General features: G+C 45.5%; 25 protein-coding genes. 5 read left to right on the forward strand and 20 right to left on the reverse strand.

Going from position 1 to position 21,019, the window contains the following annotated elements:
- Nucleotides 1-103: 103 nt before the first annotated feature.
- Both fabA and fabB read left to right on the forward strand, forming a co-directional pair.
- Nucleotides 104-619, forward strand: a complete 516-nt coding sequence (gene fabA / locus E0D71_RS16805) for a 3-hydroxyacyl-[acyl-carrier-protein] dehydratase FabA (protein ID WP_133004478.1) — start codon at nucleotides 104-106, stop codon at nucleotides 617-619.
- Nucleotides 620-644: 25 nt separating this feature from the next.
- A complete protein-coding gene (gene fabB / locus E0D71_RS16810; protein WP_133004479.1) occupies nucleotides 645-1,859 on the forward strand; it encodes a beta-ketoacyl-ACP synthase I in 1,215 nt (404 codons plus the stop codon).
- Nucleotides 1,860-1,983: 124 nt separating this feature from the next.
- On the opposite strand, the gene E0D71_RS16815 is transcribed toward fabB, so the two are convergent.
- The 4 genes from E0D71_RS16815 to smrA form a co-directional block, all read right to left on the reverse strand.
- On the reverse strand, nucleotides 1,984-2,724 hold the full coding sequence (locus tag E0D71_RS16815) for a lysophospholipid acyltransferase family protein (protein ID WP_243712076.1): 741 nt from the start codon (nucleotides 2,722-2,724) through the stop codon (nucleotides 1,984-1,986).
- Between the two features lie 17 nt (nucleotides 2,725-2,741).
- Nucleotides 2,742-3,848, reverse strand: a complete 1,107-nt coding sequence (locus E0D71_RS16820) for a 1-acyl-sn-glycerol-3-phosphate acyltransferase (protein WP_133004480.1) — start codon at nucleotides 3,846-3,848, stop codon at nucleotides 2,742-2,744.
- 36 nt (nucleotides 3,849-3,884) lie between these two features.
- Nucleotides 3,885-6,806 carry an insulinase family protein gene (locus E0D71_RS16825; protein ID WP_133004481.1) on the reverse strand — a complete coding sequence of 974 codons (2,922 nt, stop codon included), beginning with the start codon at nucleotides 6,804-6,806 and terminating at the stop codon, nucleotides 3,885-3,887.
- 151 nt (nucleotides 6,807-6,957) lie between these two features.
- Nucleotides 6,958-7,539 carry a DNA endonuclease SmrA gene (smrA, locus tag E0D71_RS16830; protein ID WP_133004482.1) on the reverse strand — a complete coding sequence of 194 codons (582 nt, stop codon included), beginning with the start codon at nucleotides 7,537-7,539 and terminating at the stop codon, nucleotides 6,958-6,960.
- A gap of 183 nt (nucleotides 7,540-7,722) precedes the next feature.
- On the opposite strand from smrA, the gene E0D71_RS16835 reads away from it, so the two are divergent.
- Nucleotides 7,723-8,109, forward strand: a complete 387-nt coding sequence (locus E0D71_RS16835) for a TetR/AcrR family transcriptional regulator (protein ID WP_133004524.1) — start codon at nucleotides 7,723-7,725, stop codon at nucleotides 8,107-8,109.
- A gap of 56 nt (nucleotides 8,110-8,165) precedes the next feature.
- Entirely contained in the window at nucleotides 8,166-8,318 is a 153-nt protein-coding gene (locus E0D71_RS17510) for a zinc-binding dehydrogenase (protein WP_279433452.1), read from the forward strand.
- A gap of 167 nt (nucleotides 8,319-8,485) precedes the next feature.
- Here E0D71_RS17510 and E0D71_RS16845 read toward each other — a convergent pair whose 3' ends face one another.
- The 5 genes from E0D71_RS16845 to E0D71_RS16865 all read right to left on the reverse strand — a co-directional run bounded on the left by E0D71_RS16845 (nucleotide 8,486) and on the right by E0D71_RS16865 (nucleotide 11,909).
- Entirely contained in the window at nucleotides 8,486-8,695 is a 210-nt protein-coding gene (locus E0D71_RS16845) for a cold-shock protein (RefSeq protein ID WP_115898976.1), read from the reverse strand.
- A 186-nt stretch (nucleotides 8,696-8,881) separates the two neighbouring features.
- Nucleotides 8,882-9,091, reverse strand: a complete 210-nt coding sequence (locus E0D71_RS16850; protein ID WP_115898976.1) for a cold-shock protein — start codon at nucleotides 9,089-9,091, stop codon at nucleotides 8,882-8,884.
- A gap of 250 nt (nucleotides 9,092-9,341) precedes the next feature.
- Nucleotides 9,342-9,713, reverse strand: coding sequence for a VOC family protein (locus E0D71_RS16855; RefSeq protein WP_133004483.1), 372 nt, complete (start codon nucleotides 9,711-9,713; stop codon nucleotides 9,342-9,344).
- Between the two features lie 90 nt (nucleotides 9,714-9,803).
- Nucleotides 9,804-10,517 carry a single-stranded DNA-binding protein gene (ssb, locus tag E0D71_RS16860; protein ID WP_133004484.1) on the reverse strand — a complete coding sequence of 238 codons (714 nt, stop codon included), beginning with the start codon at nucleotides 10,515-10,517 and terminating at the stop codon, nucleotides 9,804-9,806.
- 33 nt (nucleotides 10,518-10,550) lie between these two features.
- Nucleotides 10,551-11,909 carry an MFS transporter gene (locus E0D71_RS16865; RefSeq protein ID WP_133004485.1) on the reverse strand — a complete coding sequence of 453 codons (1,359 nt, stop codon included), beginning with the start codon at nucleotides 11,907-11,909 and terminating at the stop codon, nucleotides 10,551-10,553.
- A 158-nt stretch (nucleotides 11,910-12,067) separates the two neighbouring features.
- Here E0D71_RS16865 and uvrA point away from each other — a divergent pair, with 158 nt between their 5' ends.
- On the forward strand, nucleotides 12,068-14,890 hold the full coding sequence (gene uvrA / locus E0D71_RS16870) for an excinuclease ABC subunit UvrA (protein ID WP_133004486.1): 2,823 nt from the start codon (nucleotides 12,068-12,070) through the stop codon (nucleotides 14,888-14,890).
- A 133-nt stretch (nucleotides 14,891-15,023) separates the two neighbouring features.
- Here the strand turns inward: uvrA and rplQ are convergent, their stop codons facing one another.
- The 11 genes from rplQ to rplR all read right to left on the reverse strand — a co-directional run bounded on the left by rplQ (nucleotide 15,024) and on the right by rplR (nucleotide 21,012).
- Nucleotides 15,024-15,401, reverse strand: coding sequence for a 50S ribosomal protein L17 (gene rplQ, locus E0D71_RS16875; RefSeq protein ID WP_067020081.1), 378 nt, complete (start codon nucleotides 15,399-15,401; stop codon nucleotides 15,024-15,026).
- A gap of 42 nt (nucleotides 15,402-15,443) precedes the next feature.
- The gene (rpoA, locus tag E0D71_RS16880; protein WP_133004487.1) at nucleotides 15,444-16,448 is read right to left on the reverse strand and encodes a DNA-directed RNA polymerase subunit alpha; all 1,005 of its coding nucleotides are present in this window, start codon (nucleotides 16,446-16,448) and stop codon (nucleotides 15,444-15,446) included.
- Nucleotides 16,449-16,481: 33 nt separating this feature from the next.
- Entirely contained in the window at nucleotides 16,482-17,102 is a 621-nt protein-coding gene (rpsD, locus tag E0D71_RS16885) for a 30S ribosomal protein S4 (RefSeq protein ID WP_115898970.1), read from the reverse strand.
- Nucleotides 17,103-17,118: 16 nt separating this feature from the next.
- On the reverse strand, nucleotides 17,119-17,511 hold the full coding sequence (rpsK, locus tag E0D71_RS16890) for a 30S ribosomal protein S11 (RefSeq protein ID WP_012071913.1): 393 nt from the start codon (nucleotides 17,509-17,511) through the stop codon (nucleotides 17,119-17,121).
- A gap of 65 nt (nucleotides 17,512-17,576) precedes the next feature.
- Nucleotides 17,577-17,933, reverse strand: coding sequence for a 30S ribosomal protein S13 (rpsM, locus tag E0D71_RS16895; RefSeq protein WP_133004488.1), 357 nt, complete (start codon nucleotides 17,931-17,933; stop codon nucleotides 17,577-17,579).
- Between the two features lie 124 nt (nucleotides 17,934-18,057).
- Entirely contained in the window at nucleotides 18,058-18,171 is a 114-nt protein-coding gene (rpmJ, locus tag E0D71_RS16900; RefSeq protein WP_133004489.1) for a 50S ribosomal protein L36, read from the reverse strand.
- Between the two features lie 18 nt (nucleotides 18,172-18,189).
- Complete coding sequence (gene secY, locus E0D71_RS16905) at nucleotides 18,190-19,521, reverse strand: preprotein translocase subunit SecY (protein WP_133004490.1); 1,332 nt, start codon at nucleotides 19,519-19,521, stop codon at nucleotides 18,190-18,192.
- Nucleotides 19,522-19,956 (reverse strand): 50S ribosomal protein L15, encoded by a 435-nt coding sequence (gene rplO, locus E0D71_RS16910; protein ID WP_133004491.1) that lies wholly within the window; start codon nucleotides 19,954-19,956, stop codon nucleotides 19,522-19,524.
- Between the two features lies 1 nt (nucleotide 19,957).
- Nucleotides 19,958-20,143: a 50S ribosomal protein L30 gene (rpmD, locus tag E0D71_RS16915; RefSeq protein WP_036163144.1), complete on the reverse strand. Its 186-nt coding sequence runs from the start codon at nucleotides 20,141-20,143 to the stop codon at nucleotides 19,958-19,960.
- Nucleotides 20,144-20,149: 6 nt separating this feature from the next.
- Complete coding sequence (gene rpsE / locus E0D71_RS16920) at nucleotides 20,150-20,650, reverse strand: 30S ribosomal protein S5 (protein ID WP_115898966.1); 501 nt, start codon at nucleotides 20,648-20,650, stop codon at nucleotides 20,150-20,152.
- Nucleotides 20,651-20,661: 11 nt separating this feature from the next.
- A complete protein-coding gene (gene rplR, locus E0D71_RS16925; RefSeq protein ID WP_115898965.1) occupies nucleotides 20,662-21,012 on the reverse strand; it encodes a 50S ribosomal protein L18 in 351 nt (116 codons plus the stop codon).
- Between the last annotated feature and the right edge of the window lie 7 nt (nucleotides 21,013-21,019).

Here is a 21,019-nt window from a genome sequence, read left to right on the forward strand (position 1 = left end):
TCCTTGAGACGCTATAATCCGGTGGATTTTATACTGCTAACTGAACCACACAACTCAGCGTAACCAAGTCGAGTTATCTGCTGAATGTGGAAATAGGATTATAATGACTACAGCTTCCTCGTTTGAAAAAGACGAACTATTACAATGCGGCCACGGCGAAATGTTTGGCCCAGGCAATGCTCAACTTCCAGTTGGGAATATGCTGATGATGGATCGAATCACTCGTATCTCTACCGAAGGTGGTAAATACGGTAAAGGTGAAATCATAGCTGAGCTTGATATTCATCCAGACCTTTGGTTTTTCAAATGCCACTTCCCTGGTGATCCAGTAATGCCTGGTTGTTTAGGTTTGGACGCTATGTGGCAACTTGTTGGCTTTTTCCTTGGCTGGAAAGGCAACAAAGGTCGCGGTCGCGCATTGGGTTCTGGTGAAGTGAAATTCACAGGTCAAATCCTTCCGACTGCAAAAAAAGTTACCTTTCATATTCATCTTAAGCGCGTTATTGAGCGTAAGTTGATCATGGGAATTGCAGACGGAAGCGTATCCGTTGATGGTCGAGAAATTTATACCGCACAAGACTTACGTGTCGGTTTATTCTCATCAACAGAAAACTTCTAAAGACTAAGAATAAAGAGGCACATTTATGCGTCGTGTAGTAGTAACAGGTCTTGGCATTGTCAGCTGCCTAGGCAATGACAAAGAGAGCGTTTTAAACTCCTTGCGCGAGGGCCGTTCTGGTATTCGTTTCGCTGAAGATTACAAAGAACACGGCTTTCGTAGCCACGTTTGTGGTCGCATCGACTTAGATTCATCTAGCATTGACCGCAAGGTTCGCCGTTTTATGGGCGACGCGGCAACGTATGCGTATGTTTCTATGCAACAAGCTATTGAAGATGCGGGCTTAACAGAAGAGCAAGTTTCTAATATTCGCACTGGTTTGATTGCTGGTTCTGGCGGTGCATCCGCACAAAACCTAGTAGAATCCGCTGACACTCTACGTGAGAAAGGCGTGAAGCGCGTGGGTCCATACCGCGTTACTCAAACCATGGGCAGCACCGTTTCTGCTTGTTTGGCAACGCCATTCAAAATCAAAGGTGTTAACTATTCAATCACTTCTGCTTGTTCAACCAGTGCGCACTGTATTGGTAATGCCATGGAACTTATCCAACTAGGCAAACAAGACGTTGTGTTTGCCGGTGGTGGCGAAGAAGAAAGCTGGGCGCAAACGTGTATGTTTGATGCCATGGGCGCATTGTCTTCTAAGTACAATGAAACACCAGAAAAAGCCTCTCGTGCTTACGATTCAAACCGTGATGGTTTCGTTATCGCTGGCGGCGGCGGTATTCTAGTCATTGAAGAACTAGAACACGCTAAAGCTCGTGGCGCGAAAATCTATGCTGAGTTAGTCGGTTACGGTGCAACATCTGATGGCTACGACATGGTTGCTCCTTCTGGTGAAGGCGCAAAACGTTGTATGCAAATGGCCATGAGCACCATCGATGGTGAGATTGATTACATCAACACTCACGGTACAAGTACACCCGCTGGTGACATGAAAGAACTGCAAGCAGTGAATGAGACATTTGGTGACAAGATCCCATCTATCAGCTCAACAAAATCACTGTCTGGTCACTCTTTGGGTGCGGCCGGTGTTCATGAAGCTATCTACTGCTTGCTAATGATGGAAAACAAATTCATCACAGCGTCTGCAAACATTGATGAGCTAGATGAAGCCGCTGGTAACATTCCAGTTGTGACAACTCGCCAAGACAATGTAGATTTGAACTTGATCATGTCTAACAGTTTTGGTTTTGGTGGTACTAACGCCAGCCTAGTATTCAAAAAATACGACGCATAATCTGACTGACGACTCAGTTCAGTGTCAAAAAAAAGCCGCATTATAAATGCGGCTTTTTTATTTCTAATACACCCCATCGACAAACAACATAAAGATAAGGCGCTTAGTCTTTTTTCCTAATGGACTATTTACCGTTAGGCAACTTTGCCATTTCCGCTCGCATCCACTGCTCCATTTCATTGTGCAGCTCAGACGTTTTCTTACCTTCAGACTCAATAACCGGTCCGATCACAAGACGAATAGAGCCTGGAAACTTGAAAAAACTCTTACTCGGCCAAGCGTATCCCGCGTTATGAACCACAGGCAAAATCGGCGCTTTAGCGGATGTCGCTAACATGGCAGCACCCTTATTAAAGTCTTTTGTTTCTGTTGGCTTAGTTCGGGTTCCTTCCGGGAAGATCAGCACTGATCGTCCATCTTCTAGACGCTCTTTCCCCTGACTCATAATTTGTTTCAGCGCATTGGTTCGCTTAGAGCGGTCAATGGCAATAGGCTGTACCATTCGCAACCCCCAGCCAAAGAAGGGAACCGACAACAGCTCTTTTTTAAGCACGGTTGAAACAGGTGCCATCAAAACTTGCAGCACATAGGTTTCCCACTCACTCTGGTGATTCGCCACCAGCACGACTGGCCGATTTTTATTAATGTGCTCGCGCCCAATGATTTCAACTTTCACGCCGCACAGCACTCGAAACACAAACAACAAGCCTTTGTTATGTTGGTTAAGTACTGGTTGACGATAGTCTTTTGGCAATAACACGGTTGCAAAAGGAGCAAGCACGCCAAAAAAGACCGTAGACAACATGTAATAAACAAAGAAAATGGTTGAGCCGATCCACGACCTTAACAAGATTCCTAAACGCACAATCGCTACCTCAATTTCTATTCACTTAGATATTTTTGTTGCTGCTTTAGCGGGTTCGCGTACATAGCGACCACCGTATCACGCAACGCCTGTGGGCAACTTTCTAGATACGTAGCAAACGCACTGTCGGTGGACGGTTTACCCTGCTGAATAGCGAGTGCAGCTTCGTTACTCGTTTGAATGGCGTAGTTGGTAATGATCTGGCGGTCCACTTCTGCGACCAAAGCTTCAGGGGTATCAATGCCTTCTTTGAGCACATCGCCAAACGTCACCACGACTTTGCCTTTTTGCCCAACTATGCCATTTTTGATGCTATCTATGTCTTCAAACTCTGACTTTTCATAATTGCCAGTGGTCGACTTTTCATGCAGCTCCTGTGCTTTATCAAACGCACATGGATCGTATTCATAAGAAATCGAGACAGGGACAATCTTCAAGTTTGCCATGGCTTCGGCAAAGCTCACTTTCTCTTTCTTCTGACTCATGTACAACATTTTGATCAACGCAGGGTCGGTTTGATCCACCCCATCTTTTGCTCGCCCTTCTTTCTGAGCGATCCAGATATTGCATTGGTCTTTCGTCAAGGAGTGGGTGATGTAGCTTGATAGTTGCCCAAAAGCGGCCATCATTTCACGAATACCATTGACTGAGCGCTTAACAATAAAACTCTTGTTTAAACGCATCAGATCAGACACAAATGGACGTCGTAACAAGTTATCACCAATGGCGATACGCACCGTGTTCAGGCCAGCTAAATACAAACCATAATTTACAAACGCAGGGTCCATCGCTATGTCCCTGTGATTGGATAGGAATAAGTACCCTACCCCTTTGTCGAGCTTTTCAATACCACGATACTCTACATCAGAGGTCGTTGTTTTGATCATACGATCCATGTAGCCCGCAACACGCATTTGAAAATCATGCACATTGTTAATGCCTGCCACCTGACGCTTCAGCGCAAATTTGACGGCAAGTGCCAAAGGCGCGTGCAATAATTTAGGCCAGCCGGCAAAACGAAAGCCGACAATAGTGTTAATAAAATCTGGCGTGTCTACCAGGTTGTGCAACACCCCAACGACTTCGTCGTCGTTGTAAGGGCGTATATCATGAAACTGATCCATTTAATTTTCCGCTAGTAAAAACTGTCTCGTTTTTTATTATAAAGTTTGAATATCGAAGCCTAACGCTTCCAATTCTGCCCGCTTAGAGGTTGAAGTCACCACGGCCACGTTTTCATTTTCTTTGTTCAAGTAGGCTTTCGTTACCGCTTTTAGCTGCTCTATTGTCACCGCCAAAATACGTGCTCGAAATGCTTCGCGATAGGCAAGAGAACGCCCATGCAACTGAACATAAAAGTCACTTTGCGCTTCGCCAGCAGGTGATCCTGGCTTATCCATCGACCCAATAACACCCAATATGGCCTCTTCTAGCGCGTCCTCCGTATGATCTTCATTTAACATCCACTCAATGGAGGCATCAAAATCCGCCAAGGTTTCTGTTAAACGAGGATCGCGGTAAGAGTAAAAGCGGAAAGCGCCATTGGTGCCATCGAAGCTCGCGCCGCCACCGTAAGCACCACCTTGCTCACGAATCGTACGGTGCAAAAAGCCATTGCGTAAGAAGCCACCTAATACCGTTAAGGCCGCCACATCAGGGTGCTCACCTGAAACGGTTTTAAAGGCTTTACTACAGAAGCTTACTTGGGTCGCCGTTAGCCATGCCGTATTGACCTTATGATCCACTGCTGGCAAAACAAACGTGCTTGTTGACGCGCCATTCGGCAGATCCGCAAACACAGGCTGTACAGATTCTAGAATACTGGTCTCGTGCTGAGGCTCAGCCACCAGCAACATTTGCTTAGGCGCGGCGAGCAATTTGGCGTGTAAACGAGAGAACACTGCAAAGAGCTCTTCTACTGCCGTATCATCCGCCTTCATCGCGTCATCCAAGGCAATCGCACTGCGAATCCCTGTCATGCCACCCCATTGCTCTTGCTGAGCAGACAAACCTGAAATACCACTCGCGGCAGCGGTCATGGCAAGTGAATGACCTTGACCTGTAATAGACTGCTCACGACGCGAACGGCGTTGTGCCACCAGCTCTTTCACACGGCTGATTTCGTCAAAACGAACATTCAACATGGTGTCTTTAAGCAATTCGCTCATTGCCGCCACATTCGGCACCAACGCCTTGGTAGACAGCACAAAATACGCACTCACATTCTGGCGGTCTTGAATACTGGCGCGGATCGAGTTCGACGCACCCAAACCACCACATACTTGAGCTTGGCGCTCTTGGATAGCAAGGTAATCTTGCTCGCCAACACCCAACTCGGTGATCAATGAAGAGAACAAAGGCAAATGGCTTTTTTCTTCTTCATCCAGCTCAGGCAAAGTAATCACCAACTGCTGATACACCAAACCATTGGTGCCCTGTGGATAAAAAGTAACAGGCAGCTCACCCGCTTGCTGATGGTGCTCGTATTCTGGCAAGCGCGCCGGCACATCTTCAAGACCCACTTTTGGCAAGATGCTCATATCATCTATTTGCGACTGACGTTCTTTCAAGGCTTCGCTGCGAGCAATGATGTTGGCTTTTTCGTCATCGGACAGCGCCGCTTTAATTTTGCTTAAGCGGTCTTTTTCTGACTGATTACGGCGCATCTCTAAGGCATCGTCAGGGCTCAATGTAATCGTCACGCGGTGAGCATTAGACAGCAATAAGGTGTTAATTAAGTTCGGGATGTAGTCCTTATCTTGCACCTTCACACGCATGCTTTCGATAACCGGATCCAAATCCAATTGCGCAATCACATCACCAGAATGCACTGCCGTTGAGAGACCGGCTAAAATCAATTGCAGTCCGTATGGGTAACTACCGCCACCGACCTCACGCTGGCTTAACTCCAATTGGTGCAACATGGCATCGACCATGTCTTGTGGAATGCCGTTGTTAGCGATGTCTTCAAGAGTCGATAAAATTAATGCTTCAACTTGCGCTGTATTCTCACGCTTCACGCCTTCTAGACCACACATGAAGCTCATTTCTTTATTGCTGTCTTCAAGGCCACACAAAGGCGACGGCGCACGACCTAGTTCGCTACTTTCCAGTACTCGTCGCAATGGCGATGCGCTGTTATCCAATAACACGCTCGACAACAACTCGGCTTCAAACTGCTGGCCAAGATCAATACTTTCGCCCAATAACCAACCGACAACCACATGACTACCGTCTTCTTTGACTTCGTCGGCCGCATAGCCCTCTTCAACACGCACCGGAGAAAAGTAACGTTTGGCATTTGGCACACTGACTTGTGTTGCTAGGCGCTCAAAACGACTCAATACTTTTTCTTCAAATTCCGCTTGCAGTGTTTGCGCAGGAATGTCACCAAACGTCATAAAGACCGCATTAGATGGGTGGTAATGCGTGCGGTAGAAAGCCAACAAATCTTGATAAGAAAGGTCTGGAATGTCACTCGGCTCACCACCGGAATTAAAATGGTAAGTGTTATTTGGGAACAGGTATTTGGTCAGTGTTTGCCAAAGTACCGATGTGGTCGAGCTCATTGCTCCCTTCATTTCATTGAAGACCACGCCCTTGTACGTTAATTCTGACTCAGGGTTAGTTGGCTCAGCAAACTCAAGGCGATGACCTTCTTGGGAAAAGTCCAATTCATCCAAGCGAGAGAAAAACACAGCGTCCAAATAAACATCAAGAAGATTATGGAAATCTTTTTTGTTCTTGCTGGCAAATGGGTACGCCGTCCAGTCAGATGACGTAAAGGCGTTCATGAAGGTATTCAAAGAACGGCGAATCATCATAAAGAAAGGGTCACGAACAGGAAAACGCTCGGAACCACACAATACGGTGTGCTCTAAAATGTGCGCAACACCACAAGAATCGGTTGGTACGGTTTTCAATCCGACCAAGAAAACGTTTTCATCATTCTCTGATGCGATATGAAAATGTTTAGCGCCTGTAACTGTGTGCTCGAACTCTTGAACGGTAACGTTTAGAGCATCGATAAATTCGCTGCGAAGAAAAGTAAACGCAGGATGATGTGCGGTGCTATTAGTCATTCTCTACCTCTAGTGAATTAGAATACGGTGATTGGAATGTTTTGGGGCAGCCCTATGGAACTCAAGGTTGCAAAGTGGCGAAATTATAACAAATTTGTGACTTTTACTGCACGAACAAACCGTTATGGTTTTGTCTTGGTTGTGTGAACATTTAGCGTTTCTGCGCTTTTTCCCAATTTTCGAGACGTGCTTTTTCACTTTTTTTAAAAAGCACATACACAGCGCCTAAGCCGCCATGGTAACGCTGCGCTGTATGGAAGGCCATGACACTGTCTAAATCACGTAACCACTTGTTGATATAACTTTTGATCATCGCTTGGCTATCTGGATTTGGTGTTCGATCGCCTTTACCATGCACAATAATAGCCACCCGAATATCGTTACGCATGCAGTCTTCAACAAACTGGTAAACAAGCTCCCGGGCTTGAGCTACGGTTCTCTGATGTAGGTCTAAACGAGACTCGATGCCGTATTTTCCTTGGCGTAGACGTTTAAACACGCCATCCTGCACCCCTGAACGCTTGTACTCCAAAACATCGTTTGGATCGACCTTTTCAACATAGTCATGCGACAAGTGATTACTGTCGGCTTCCTTTGCCATAATGGCCGCACGTTTACGTGCTTGGAAATCCACCGGCGCCCCTTTCTTGCCAAGGTAGACTTCGCTTTTTGCTAAAGGCTGAATGCCCGCTACTTCTTGAGCAAACAAAGATGCCTCATCGTCATCGTTCACTGTTTCAACCTCTTCTTGTGTTATGCACCTTTTGGACGCATGACTAGATGCTAAAAAGCGCTAAGTATACCGATAAATGTGCCCCAGATATCGCTCCGCTGTAAACAAAATTGCCCATAGATTCGCAGCAGAACACTGACAAAGGTAAAGCAAACACTCTACCCCAATAGGGAGCACGCTTTGATGCAGAAAATCGCCGCCAACCTTGAGCTCGCTTTTAGCCAATATGGCTTTGCCGAGCCAAATGTGGACAAACTAAAAACAGCCTGTCATGTCAGTCTGCGTACCCTGTATAAACATTACCCTTCGAAAGAAGCCATGGTTGTTGCCGCATTAGAATATCGTCATCAGCGCTATCCTGCTTACCTTGATAGTGACCTATCAACGAGTGGCGAACACGCCCTGTCTACTATCTTTCAGCGCCTTGAAACCTGGATGAGCAACAACGCCCCTCACGGCTGCTTGTCGATGAACGCGATTGCGGCTTTCCCCGATAACAAGCTGATAAACCAAGCGGTCGTTATGCAGTATCTGGCGCGATTGGCAGAGCATTTGTCGAACTGGATGTAAGAACCTTGTACTTAAAAGACCTGGGGGTATTTAGTTGCACTGTCTTAGCACCGAACGTGTTTCAGAACTTAATTCACTACCTAGAAGAAGGGAAGATTCAACCATTGGTGGCACAAACTTATCCGCTAAAAGAAATCGTTCAAGCGCAAGAAGCGTTTCAGAAAAAACACCATCTAGGAAAAATTGTACTAAAGATAATAAAGGATTAAAGAAGCATCTTTATTACCCCTTAAAAACAAAAAAGCCCTGCTAAATTTAGCAAGGCTTTTTAACAAGGAGTCCAAAGTAAGCTCGACAACGCGACACCAACAATAAACAGATCCTCATTTCAAACTAACATTAACCAGTGAACTAAAAAAGCCCGCTGCTTAGACGTTTAGATACAAACAATATTTTCTGCTTGTGGGCCTTTTTGGCCTTGTGTCACTTTAAATTCAACACGTTGACCTTCGGCCAATGTTTTAAAGCCATCACTGACGATTGCACTAAAGTGAGCAAAAACATCAGGACCAGATTCTTGTTCGATAAAACCAAAACCTTTTGTTTCGTTAAACCATTTTACTGAACCAGTTGTTGTATTAGACATAATAGATATCCTAGAAATTAATAAAAGTGTGCCCAAAATAAGGCGATAGAGCATGAAGAAAACAAATATTTAACTGAGGATAGCGCGAAGGATTATTACTAATAACAACGTGGTACGTACAATAAACAGGTCTTTCTTTCAAACTAATGTTAAATAGTGGGCTAATTAAGCCCACTATTTAGAAATTTAGATACAAACAATATTTTCTGCTTGTGGGCCTTTTTGGCCTTGTGTCACTTTAAACTCAACACGTTGACCTTCGGCCAATGTTTTAAAGCCGTCACTGACGATTGCACTAAAGTGAGCAAAAACATCAGGACCAGATTCTTGTTCAATAAAACCAAAACCTTTTGTTTCGTTAAACCATTTTACTGAACCAGTTGTTGTATTAGACATAATAGATATCCTAGAAATTAATAAAAGTGTGCCCAAAATAAGGCGATTGAGTGTGAAGAAAACAGATATTTAACTGAGGATAACGCGAAGGATTATTACTAATAACAACGTGGTACGTACAAATAAACAGGGCTTTCTATTGACCCGATGAAAAAATATTAACACAGTAAGTAATTACATAGCAAGTTATATTTAAAGCTTTAGAGGGCAAAGCACTCAGTCGTAATATATTAAAGAGAAAATAGAACTATTAAGCTTCGTACATAACGTGCAATTTATTACCATCTAAATCTCGGCAGTAGGCACCGTAATAATCTGAACGATAACGATACCCTGGTGCGCCTTCATCCACGCCGCCAAGCGCTAACGCCATTTGGTGAAAAGCCTCAACCTGATCGTTACTCGACGCTTGAAAGGTAACTTGCACGCCATTGCCGTACGACGCAGCTTGTTGATTAAACGGCGTTAATACCCAAAAGCAACTTAAGCCACCTATCACGCCGTAACCTATCTCCCCCTCTACCGCCATCGTCTGAACCATATTAATGGTGCCTAATACAGCGTCATAAAAAGCACCCGCTTTTGCGAGATCATTCGTTCCGAGCGTAACACCTAACAGCATTGCGTAGTCCTCTATGAGTTGTGCTATGAAAAAAGAAAGCCCCTTATAAAGGGGCTTTCAAGTTAACTCTACACGTTATGAATTCAGATATCAGAACGGGATATCATCATCGAAGTCATCAAAGTTTGGCGCTTGCTGAGGTTTTGGCTCAGGCGCTGGTGCACGCTGAGGAGCCGGCTGCTGTGGCGCACGTTGCTGTGGCGCTGCTTGAGCAGGCGCTTGCTGTGGCGCATTACCCCAGCTACCAAAAGATTGAGGCTGAGCTTGCGGAGCCGCTTGTTGTGGTGCTTGCTGAGCGGGCGCTTGGTTGTAGCCACCTTGTGGTTGATTAAAACCTTGCTGTGGCGCTTGTTGTGCCGGTGCTTGGTTATAACCACCTTGTTGTGGTGCATTGTTGCCGTAGCCACCTTGAGCAGATGAATCATAGCCGCCTTGCTGGCCGCCATTATTGTTATCGCCACGACCGTCAAGTAACTGCATTTCGTTCGCAACAATCTCAGTGGTGTAACGCTTAATGCCGTCTTTTTCCCACTCACGTGTACGCAAAGAACCTTCTACGTAGACTTTTGAGCCTTTCTTGATGAAGTCACCTGCAATTTGACCCAAACGGAAATTACCGCGGTCCATAAAAGCCACTCGATGCCACTCGGTACGTTCTTGCATTTGTCCGGTTTGCTTATCACGCCAGCTTTCTGATGTTGCTAGGTTAACGTTTGCAACCGCTGCACCCGATGGCATAAAACGCACTTCGGCATCATTGCCTGCGTTACCGATTAGGATAACTTTGTTAATTCCACGTGCCATGACGCTCTCCAACTAAATAATTCATTGTCATCTTTAAAGATTCACTTGCGGCGCAAGGCGCTGCAATGTCTCTTTATCGAGTATTTTTTTGTCTACTTTAAGATAAGCGGTACGCTCATCTATAAAAATCTGCATGTCTTCCACCCCTTCCACATGGGAGAGCTGGTCTGCGAACGCAGTTATCGCTGCGTCATCGCCTTCTGGCAGGCTAAACGCCACGCTGCTCAGTTGTCGTATTGTAGGCTGGAATAAGCAGACTATCGACCACAAAAGCAATGCCAAACCAACGACGAGGAATAAACTGTTGCTGGAGAAGTGCTGTAATAGCCAGCCACCACCAATACCACCAATGAAGGAACCTAAAAATTGATGAGTAGAGAAAACCCCCATGGCCGTGCCGCGATAGCCAACAGGTGCTAACTTACTAATCAGAGAAGGTAAGGTTGCTTCTAAGGTATTGAAGCCAACAAAATAAGCCCATAGCAATAGCCCAAAAGCCCATAAGTATGGTGCCCATTGTAGCAACAAAGCACTGAAACCTAGTAATGCAACGACGCCAAAAACGACTTCTTTCATTTTGCCTTTGGCTTCTGCAATAATCACCAATGGTACCATACCCACAAAAGCAAAACCCATAATCGCTAGATACAACCAGCTATGGTGCGCCAATGGCAAACCGAATCGAGTGATTAATAAATGCGGCACAGTCACAAACAAGGCTGTCAGGCTGGCGTGTAGCAAGAGCACGCTAATATTCAAAAAGCGTAACTTGCTGTCTTTGATAACTTTTCCTAGAGCGACCGCGCTTGGTGTCGTATCTCGGCGGAAGGTATGCTGTACCACATTTGGCACCATAAAGAGCACCAAAGCGATGCCTAAAAAAGAAAAGCCAAACGATAAATAGAAAAGCCCAGACAAGCCAATCAGGTCAAATATCCAAGGACCTAATACCAGTGACAGCATAAAGGAAGCGCCAATACTAATGCCCACGGTCGCCATTGCTTTGGTTCGATTTTGCTCTCGCGTCACATCACTCAGAAGCGCCATTAAGGTACTAGCAATCGCCCCAGCGCCCTGTACGGCTCGACCAATAATCAATACGCTAATATCGGTGGCGTTGGCACAAATCAAACTGCCTAAAGCAAACAGTAATAGACCAATGACAATCACACGTTTACGGCCAATACGATCGGACCACATGCCCATCGGAATCTGTAGACACGCTTGAGTAAAACCGTAAATGCCAATCGCAGTACCTATTAAGGCTGCATCGGATCCGGTTAAGCCATCCGCGGCAACACTAATCACTGGCATAATAAGAAAAAGGCCTAGCATTCTAAACAAGTAGACTGATGCTAAGGCGAGAACAGAACGACGTTCGAGTACATCCATAAGGAGATTACAACCACTCAACTTAGGGTTTAAAAAAGAAAGATGCCTATTTTACTTAAAATACCGTTGAAGCTCTATTTCAAGTACTGTAAAAATAGACAGTTATTCTACCGACAACGATGTAAAACTTCTGTTGCTAAAACACTATTTGGAGACACATGGATACCATCACCATACGCGGAGCTCGCACCCACAATTTAAAAAATGTGGACTTAGACATCCCCAGAGACAAACTCGTGGTGATCACAGGTTTATCAGGTTCGGGAAAGTCATCACTTGCTTTCGACACCTTATATGCAGAGGGTCAACGACGCTATGTAGAATCCCTCTCTACGTACGCTCGTCAATTCTTATCCATGATGGAAAAGCCAGATATAGACCATATTGAAGGGCTTTCTCCCGCGATCTCCATAGAACAGAAATCCACGTCACATAACCCACGCTCAACGGTGGGTACGATCACAGAAATCTATGACTACCTACGTCTACTGTTTGCGCGAGCTGGCCAACCACGCTGTCCTGATCATGGCGAGCCTCTTGAGGCGCAGACCATATCACAAATGGTGGATAAGATAATCTCCCTCCCTGAGGAAACTAAAATGATGTTGCTTGCACCGATCGTGAAAGATCGTAAAGGCGAGCACCTTCATATTCTTAGTGACTTGTTATCTAAGGGATTTATTCGCGCACGTATTGACGGAATTGTTGTCGATTTAGACGACGCACCCACTTTAGAAAAAAATAAGAAACACACTATTGAGGTGGTTATTGACCGTTTTAAGGTTCGTAACGACCTACAACTTCGCTTGGCAGAGTCCTTTGAAACCTGTCTTGCGCTCTCTGACGGCATTGCCAAAGTCATCAATATGGACGACGACAAAGACGTTCATATTTTCTCCAGTAAATTTGCTTGCCCTGTTTGTGGATACAGTTTAACGGAATTGGAACCTCGTCTATTTTCTTTTAACAACCCAAATGGCGCCTGCCAGACTTGTGATGGTTTAGGCACGCACCAACTGTTCGACCCTGACCGAATCATCCAAGACGATACATTGACGCTGGCTGAAGGCGCTATTCGAGGTTGGGGACGACGTAGTATTTTCTACTATCAACAACTGACCGCTCTCGCGAAACATTATGGGTTTGATGTCGAGGCGAAATTTAAAGACATCCCGGTCGAGTTCCAAAACAAGATTCTAAAAGGGTCAGGAAAAGACAAGATAGACTTTGTCTACATCAATGAACGCGGCGACAAGATGATACGCTCACATGCGTTTGAGGGCGTTTTGCCTAACCTCCAACGCCGCTACCATGAAACAGAGTCTGATAGCGTCAGAGAAGATCTTTCCCAATACATCAGCACTCAATCCTGTCCAGAGTGTCATGGTTCGCGACTTAACCGCTCAGCAAGAAATGTCTTTATTAATGAGCAAACCTTGCCAGAGGTAGTGACCTACCCGATTGCAGAATGTCTTAGCTACTTTGAAGCGCTTGACCTACCCGGTGCCCGTGGCGAAATCGCTTCCAAAATTTTGAAAGAGATTCGTGACCGACTTACCTTCTTAGTCAATGTTGGCTTAGATTATTTAACCCTAGACCGCAAAGCAGATTCACTCTCTGGTGGAGAGGCTCAGCGTATCCGTCTCGCCAGCCAGATTGGCGCAGGCCTAGTTGGCGTTATGTATATTCTTGATGAACCCTCTATAGGACTTCACCAACGTGATAATGAGCGTTTGATTGAAACTTTAACGCGCTTACGGGACCTCGGTAATACCGTTATTGTTGTGGAGCACGATGAAGATGCCATTCGAGTCGCTGACTTTGTGGTTGATATCGGCCCTGGCGCAGGTATTCACGGCGGCGAAGTCATTGTCAGCGGCACTCCGCAAGACGTAATGGATTGTAAGGAATCTATTACTGGGCAATTTTTGACGGGCAAACGCAAGATTGAGATTCCTGAAATAAGAAACAAAGCAAAAGATGGCCACTCGCTGAACTTGATTGGCGCAACAGGAAACAACTTGAACAGCGTAGACCTCAAGATTCCTGTTGGCATCATGACTTGCGTTACCGGCGTCTCTGGCTCAGGAAAATCGACCTTAATTAATGGCACTCTGTATCCGTTGGCCTCAACGGCCTTAAATGGAGCGACCACACTCAAAGCAGCACCTCATGAGCGCATTGAAGGATTAGATCTATTCGATAAGTGCGTAGACATAAACCAAAGCCCAATTGGCAGAACGCCACGCTCTAACCCAGCAACCTATACGGGTATATTTACCCCAATGCGTGAGCTGTTCGCCGCCACTCAGGAAGCGCGTTCTCGTGGTTATAAGCCAGGCCGGTTTAGTTTTAATGTTAAAGGCGGACGCTGTGAAGCTTGCCAAGGTGACGGGGTTATTAAGGTCGAAATGCACTTTTTACCGGATGTCTATGTGCCTTGTGATGTTTGTAAAGGTAAGCGCTATAACCGCGAAACATTAGAAATACACTATAAAGGCAAAAATATTCATCAGTGTTTAGACATGACCATTGAAGACGCCAGAGACTTCTTTGATGCCGTGCCATCCATTGCCCGTAAGCTGCAAACCTTGATCGATGTAGGTTTGGGTTATATCAAACTGGGTCAAGCGGCAACGACGCTGTCTGGCGGTGAAGCACAGCGGGTGAAGCTAGCCAAAGAGTTGTCTAAGCGCGATACCGGGCAGACACTGTATATCCTTGATGAGCCGACGACTGGCTTACATTTTGCGGATATTGAGCAACTTCTAAAGGTACTGCATCGCTTACGAGACCACGGCAATACCGTTGTCGTCATTGAACATAACCTAGACGTGATAAAAACCGCTGATTGGGTTGTTGACCTTGGTCCAGAAGGTGGCAGTGGTGGAGGCTATATTATCGCTGAAGGGACGCCGGAAGAGGTGGCTGAATCCAGCAACTCGCATACCGGTCGCTTCTTAAAAGGGATGTTGGCTTAATACTAAATGGCATGGGGTGCGCTAACTGGCGCCCTATTTCATAAAAAGCGGCTAAGCCGCTTTTTTTTGAGACAAATTTTAGGCACAAAAAAAGCCGAGCTTATTAGCTCGGCTTTTTTGTTACAAACTGATGTTACTCAGCTGCTTCCGCAACTGGTCTGTCGACCAATTCAACGTAAGCCATAGGTGCGTTATCACCTGCACGGAAGCCACATTTTAAAATGCGAACATAACCGCCAGGACGAGCTTGGTAACGAGGACCAAGTTCTGAGAACAATTTACCTACTGCATCTTTGCTACGAGTACGAGCAAAGGCAAGGCGACGATTCGCAACGGAATCTTCTTTCGCCAATGTGATCAAAGGCTCTGCAACACGGCGAAGTTCTTTGGCTTTCGGCAACGTAGTTTTAATAACTTCGTGTTCGAACAAAGAAGCAGCCATATTCTTGAACATCGCTTTGCGATGAGAGCTAGTACGGTTTAAGTGACGTCCACTCTTACGATGACGCATTTTACATTCCTTACCAAACTACGGTGGTCAGGGAACAATGACCTAGCGAGCTAGAACTTTGCTATCGTCTTTCAAACTAGCTGGTGGCCAGTTTTCTAGACGCATTCCCAAAGACAAACCACGCTGTGCTAAAACATCTTTGATTTCAGTTAACGACTTTTTACCTAGGTTAGGCGTCTTAAGAAGCTCAACCTCAGTACGTTGAATCAAATCACCGATGTAATAAATGTTCTCTGCTTTCAAACAGTTAGCACTGCGAACGGTCAACTCAAGATCATCAACCGGGCGTAGCAAAATTGGATCAATCTCATCCTCTTCTTCAACTACAGGCGCTTCACTCTCACTTTCAAGAGCAACAAAGACTGCGATCTGTTGTTGTAGAATAGTCGCTGCGCGACGGATAGCTTCTTCAGGGTCGATAGTACCGTTTGACTCGATATCTAAAACTAGCTTATCAAGGTCAGTACGTTGCTCTACACGAGCATTATCAACACTGTAGGCTACACGGCGAACAGGGCTGAATGAGGCATCCAGTTGCAAGCGACCGATAGGACGAGTCTCATCATCGCTAGCAACACGAGCGTCAGCAGGCTCATAACCACGACCACGAGCCACTTTGATCTGCATAGAAAGTTCAGCAGTATCGTCCAAGTGTGCAATTACATGGTCAGGGTTAGCGATCTCTGCATCAGCAACTAACTGGATATCACCAGCCGTTACGATACCAGGACCTTTTTTACTTAGAGTAAGAGTTGCTTCATCTTGCCCGTGTAGAGCGATCGCAACTCCTTTCAGGTTAAGAAGAATTTCAATGACATCTTCTTTAACCCCTTCAATTGCGCTGTATTCATGCAATACACCGTCGATTTCAACTTCAACAATTGCACAACCAGGCATTGAAGACAGTAGAATTCGGCGCAACGCATTACCTAAAGTGTGACCAAAACCACGTTCTAGTGGTTGAAGCGTCACTTTAGCTCGCGTTTTACCCAATTCCTGAACTTCAATGTTGCGTGGGGTTAACAATTCGCTCACTGAACGCTGCATAGATCCACCTATTTCTTAATCCTAATCACCGACTTACTTAGAGTAAAGTTCGACAATTAGGTTCTCATTAATTTCAGCTGATAAATCGGCACGTTCTGGAGCAGCTTTATAAGTTGCTTCCAGTTTAGTTGTATCAACTTCGATCCAATGGATCGACGTACGATTTTTAGATAGCTCTAGTGCGCTTTGAATACGCAATTGCTTCTTAGCTTTTTCACGGATAGACACAACATCACCAGCTTTAACTTGGTAAGATGGAATGTTAACCGTTGCGCCGTTTACTAGAATGCCTTTATGGCCTACTAGTTGGCGAGCTTCCGCACGTGTAGAACCAAAACCTGCGCGGTATACAACGTTATCTAAACGAGATTCTAAAAGTTGCAGAAGGTTTTCACCAGTAGCACCCTTTAGACGAGCAGCAGATTTGTAGTAGTTACGGAATTGTTTTTCAAGAACACCGTACATACGACGTACTTTTTGTTTCTCACGTAATTGTAAGCCGTAATCAGAAAGACGTCCGCGACGTGCGCCATGCACACCAGGAACAGTTTCTGCTTTACATTTCGACTCAAGAGCGCGTGAACCGCTCTTCAATTGCAAGTCGGTACCTTCACGACGAGACAACTTACAAGTTGGACCTATATAACGAGCCATGTATCTGTCTCCTCAGTTAAACGCGACGTTTCTTAGGTGGACGGCAACCGTTGTGCGGGATTGGCGTCACATCTGTGATGTTATTAATACGCAAGCCCAATGCATTCAATGCACGAACTGCGGACTCACGACCAGGACCAGGGCCCTTGATCATTACGTCGACGTTTTTAAGGCCAAATTCTTGTGCGACAGTACCGGCACGTTCCGCTGCTACTTGAGCTGCGAATGGTGTACTTTTACGAGATCCGCGAAAACCAGAACCACCTGCCGTAGCCCAAGACAAAGCATTGCCCTGGCGGTCGGTGATAGTCACGATCGTATTGTTGAATGAAGCGTGTACATGAGCAACACCATCAACAACCGTCTTTTTGACTTTTTTCTTGGTATTGCGCGTAGCTGGCTTAGCCATATTGCACTTTCCTATTTAATGCTCAGCTCTAGTGGACTTAGCAACTAGAGCGAAACGCGTTTATATTACTTACGAATAGGCTTACGAGGGCCTTTACGTGTACGAGCGTTCGTTTTGGTACGTTGACCACGAACAGGTAGACTGCGGCGATGGCGAATACCACGATTACAGCCAAGATCCATCAAGCGTTTGATAGACATGCTGACTTCACGGCGTAGATCACCTTCTACAGTATACTTAGCAACTTCGCCACGAAGTTCATCAAGGATATCATCACTCAAAGAACCAATTTTCGTAGTTTCTGCAACACCTGACGCGGCGCAAATTGCGCGCGAACGTGTGCGACCAATTCCGAAGATGTAAGTCAGAGAAATGACCGCATGTTTATTGTCAGGAATATTGACACCGGCTATACGAGCCATTCAATTCACTCCGTTGTTATGGACGATATCTAAATCATCACTTTACTTTCATGAGGGCGGCTGATTATGCCTATCTTTAGGCGAAAAATCAACCACCCTACCCTATCATCGAACGAACTTGCAATTAACCTTGACGCTGTTTGTGTCGAGGCTCAGTGCAAATCACTCGAACTGCACCGTTACGACGAACGATTTTACAGTTACGACAGATTTTCTTTACAGATGCACGTACTTTCATGTTCAACTCCAACCTATGCTAACGCATTAGGCCATTTGGACCATAACCAGTCAGATTAGATTTCTTCATTAACGACTCGTATTGATGACTCATTAAGTGACTTTGCACTTGCGACATAAAGTCCATGACAACCACCACTACGATCAACATAGAGGTACCGCCAAAGTAGAATGGAACATTCCACGCAACAACAAAGAACTGAGGCATCAGCGACACTAAAGTGATGTATAAAGCACCAAATAGAGTCAAACGAGTCATTACACCATCAATATATCGAGCTGTATGATCGCCTGGACGAATACCCGGCAAAAAAGCACCGGATTTTTTTAAGTTATCTGCCACATCTTTAGGGTTGAACACCAGCGCTGTATAGAAGAAGCAAAAGAAAACAATTGCGATTGCAAACAACAGCACATATAGAGGTTGTCCAGGAGCTAGAGCCAAAGAGATATTTTGCAACCATTCCATACCTTGCCCTTGACCAAACCATTGGCCAATAGACGCTGGAAACAGAAGGATACTAGAAGCGAAGATTGGTGGGATAACACCCGCCATATTCACTTTAAGAGGCAAATGACTCTTTTGTGCGGCAAACACCTTATTACCTTGCTGACGCTTCGCGTAATTGACTGTAATTCTACGTTGACCACGTTCGATGAAAACAACGAGCGCGATTGTCGCAACAGCTAATACACCAATAACCAACAGAGCAAGAATATTTATATCGCCTTGACGAGCCGATTCAAATGAACGACCTAGAGCAGATGGCAAACCAGCAACGATACCGGAGAAGATGATAATGGAAATACCATTACCAATTCCTTTTTCAGTCACTTGCTCACCTAGCCACATCAAGAACACCGTACCAGCAACGAGAGTCACAACGGCGACGCCGTAGAACTCAATACCATTACTGAACGAAATGCCCTGACTCGCTAAGCCGACTGCCATAGAGGCAGACTGAACAAGCGCTAACAGTACAGTGCCGTAGCGAGTGTATTGAGTAATCTTACGACGACCCGCCTCACCCTCTTTCTTCAACTGTTCTAGCTGCGGACTCACAACCGTTAATAACTGCATAATAATAGAGGCAGAAATATAGGGCAGAATCCCAAGCGCAAAAATACTCATACGCTCGAGTGCGCCCCCTGAGAATACGTTAAATAAACTCAGAATTGTGCCTTCATTTTGATTAAACAGGGCAGACAATCTATCTGGGTTAATACCCGGAACAGGGATGTGTGCACCAATTCGGTATACAATAATTGCTAAGAATACAAAGCGGATACGCGACCAAAGTTCGCCTAATCCATTTTGTACACCAGCTGGTAGTGAGCCACGCTTTGCCATTTATTCCTCGACTTTTCCGCCGGCAGCTTCAATAGCAGCACGAGCACCTTTAGTCACTTTAAGACCACGAACGGTAACGGCTTTGTCGATAGAACCAGACAAAATTACACGTGCTGTCTTAATTTGATGACCAAGAATGTCGGCGCTTTTAAGAGCAGCCAAATCTACAACTTCAGCATTTACAGCAGCAAGTTCGTTTAAACGAACCTCAGCAACATACTTTGCCTGACGTGAAGTAAAACCAAATTTTGGCAGACGACGCTGCAATGGCATTTGACCGCCTTCAAAACCAGGTTTTACTGAGCCACCAGAGCGAGACTTAAGACCTTTATGGCCACGTCCGCCTGTTTTGCCCAAGCCGCTACCAATACCGCGACCGACACGTTTCGGAGCATGTTTGCTACCTTCGCCAGGACGAAGCGTATTTAAGAACATGTTATTCTCCTACTACTTTAACCATGTAATAAACTTTATTAACCATACCACGTACTGCTGGAGTATCTTCCAGCTCACGTGTTTGGCCAACTTTACGCAAACCCAAGCCTTTAACTGTTTCACGGTGCTTTGGAAGACGACCGATCGGGCTACGGGTTAGTTGAACTGTGATGGTATTATTCGCCATAACACATTACCCCAAAATTTGATCGACTGACTTACCGCGTTTAGCCGCGATTTGCTCAGGTGCTTTCATATCTTGCAAACCTTTGATCGTAGCGCGAACTACGTTTACTGGGTTTGTAGATCCGTAACATTTTGCCAATACGTTGTGTACGCCTGCAATTTCAAGAACTGCACGCATAGCACCACCGGCAATGATACCAGTACCTTGAGAAGCTGGTTGCATGTAAACTTTAGAAGCTCCATGAACTGCTTTAACTGGATACTGTAAAGTATCACCGTCAAGTTTAACTGAAACCATGTTGCGACGAGCTTGTTCCATCGCTTTTTGGATAGCTTGAGGGACTTCACGCGCTTTACCGCGACCGAAGCCAACCTTACCATTTCCATCACCAACGACTGTCAAAGCAGTGAAAGAGAAGATACGACCACCCTTCACAACTTTAGCAACGCGGTTTACTTGAACTAGCTTCTCTTGGAGGTCGCTAGTTTGTTGATCATTAACTGCCATTTGCTACCCCTTTAGAACTCTAGACCGGCTTCACGTGCTGCGTCAGCAAGAGCTTGAACGCGGCCATGGTATTTGAAGCCAGAACGGTCAAAAGCGACCGAAGTGACACCTGCTTCTTTAGCGCGTGTAGCAATCAAAGTACCGACTTGTTGAGCCGCTGCTTTGTTGCCAGTCGCTGTAGCACGTAGAGTTTCTTCCAGAGTAGAAGCACTAGCTAGTACTTTGCTACCGCAAGGAGAAATCACTTGAGCATACATATGACGTGGCGTGCGATGTACAGTAAGACGATTCGCACCTAGCTCACGAATATGTAGGCGCGCACGGCGTGCACGACGAATTCGAGATTGTTTCTTAGTGTTCATGAATGCT

The sequence above is a fragment of the Marinomonas sp. KMM3893 genome, from assembly GCF_004352855.1.
Taxonomy (GTDB): Bacteria; Pseudomonadota; Gammaproteobacteria; order Pseudomonadales; family Marinomonadaceae; genus Marinomonas; species Marinomonas arenicola.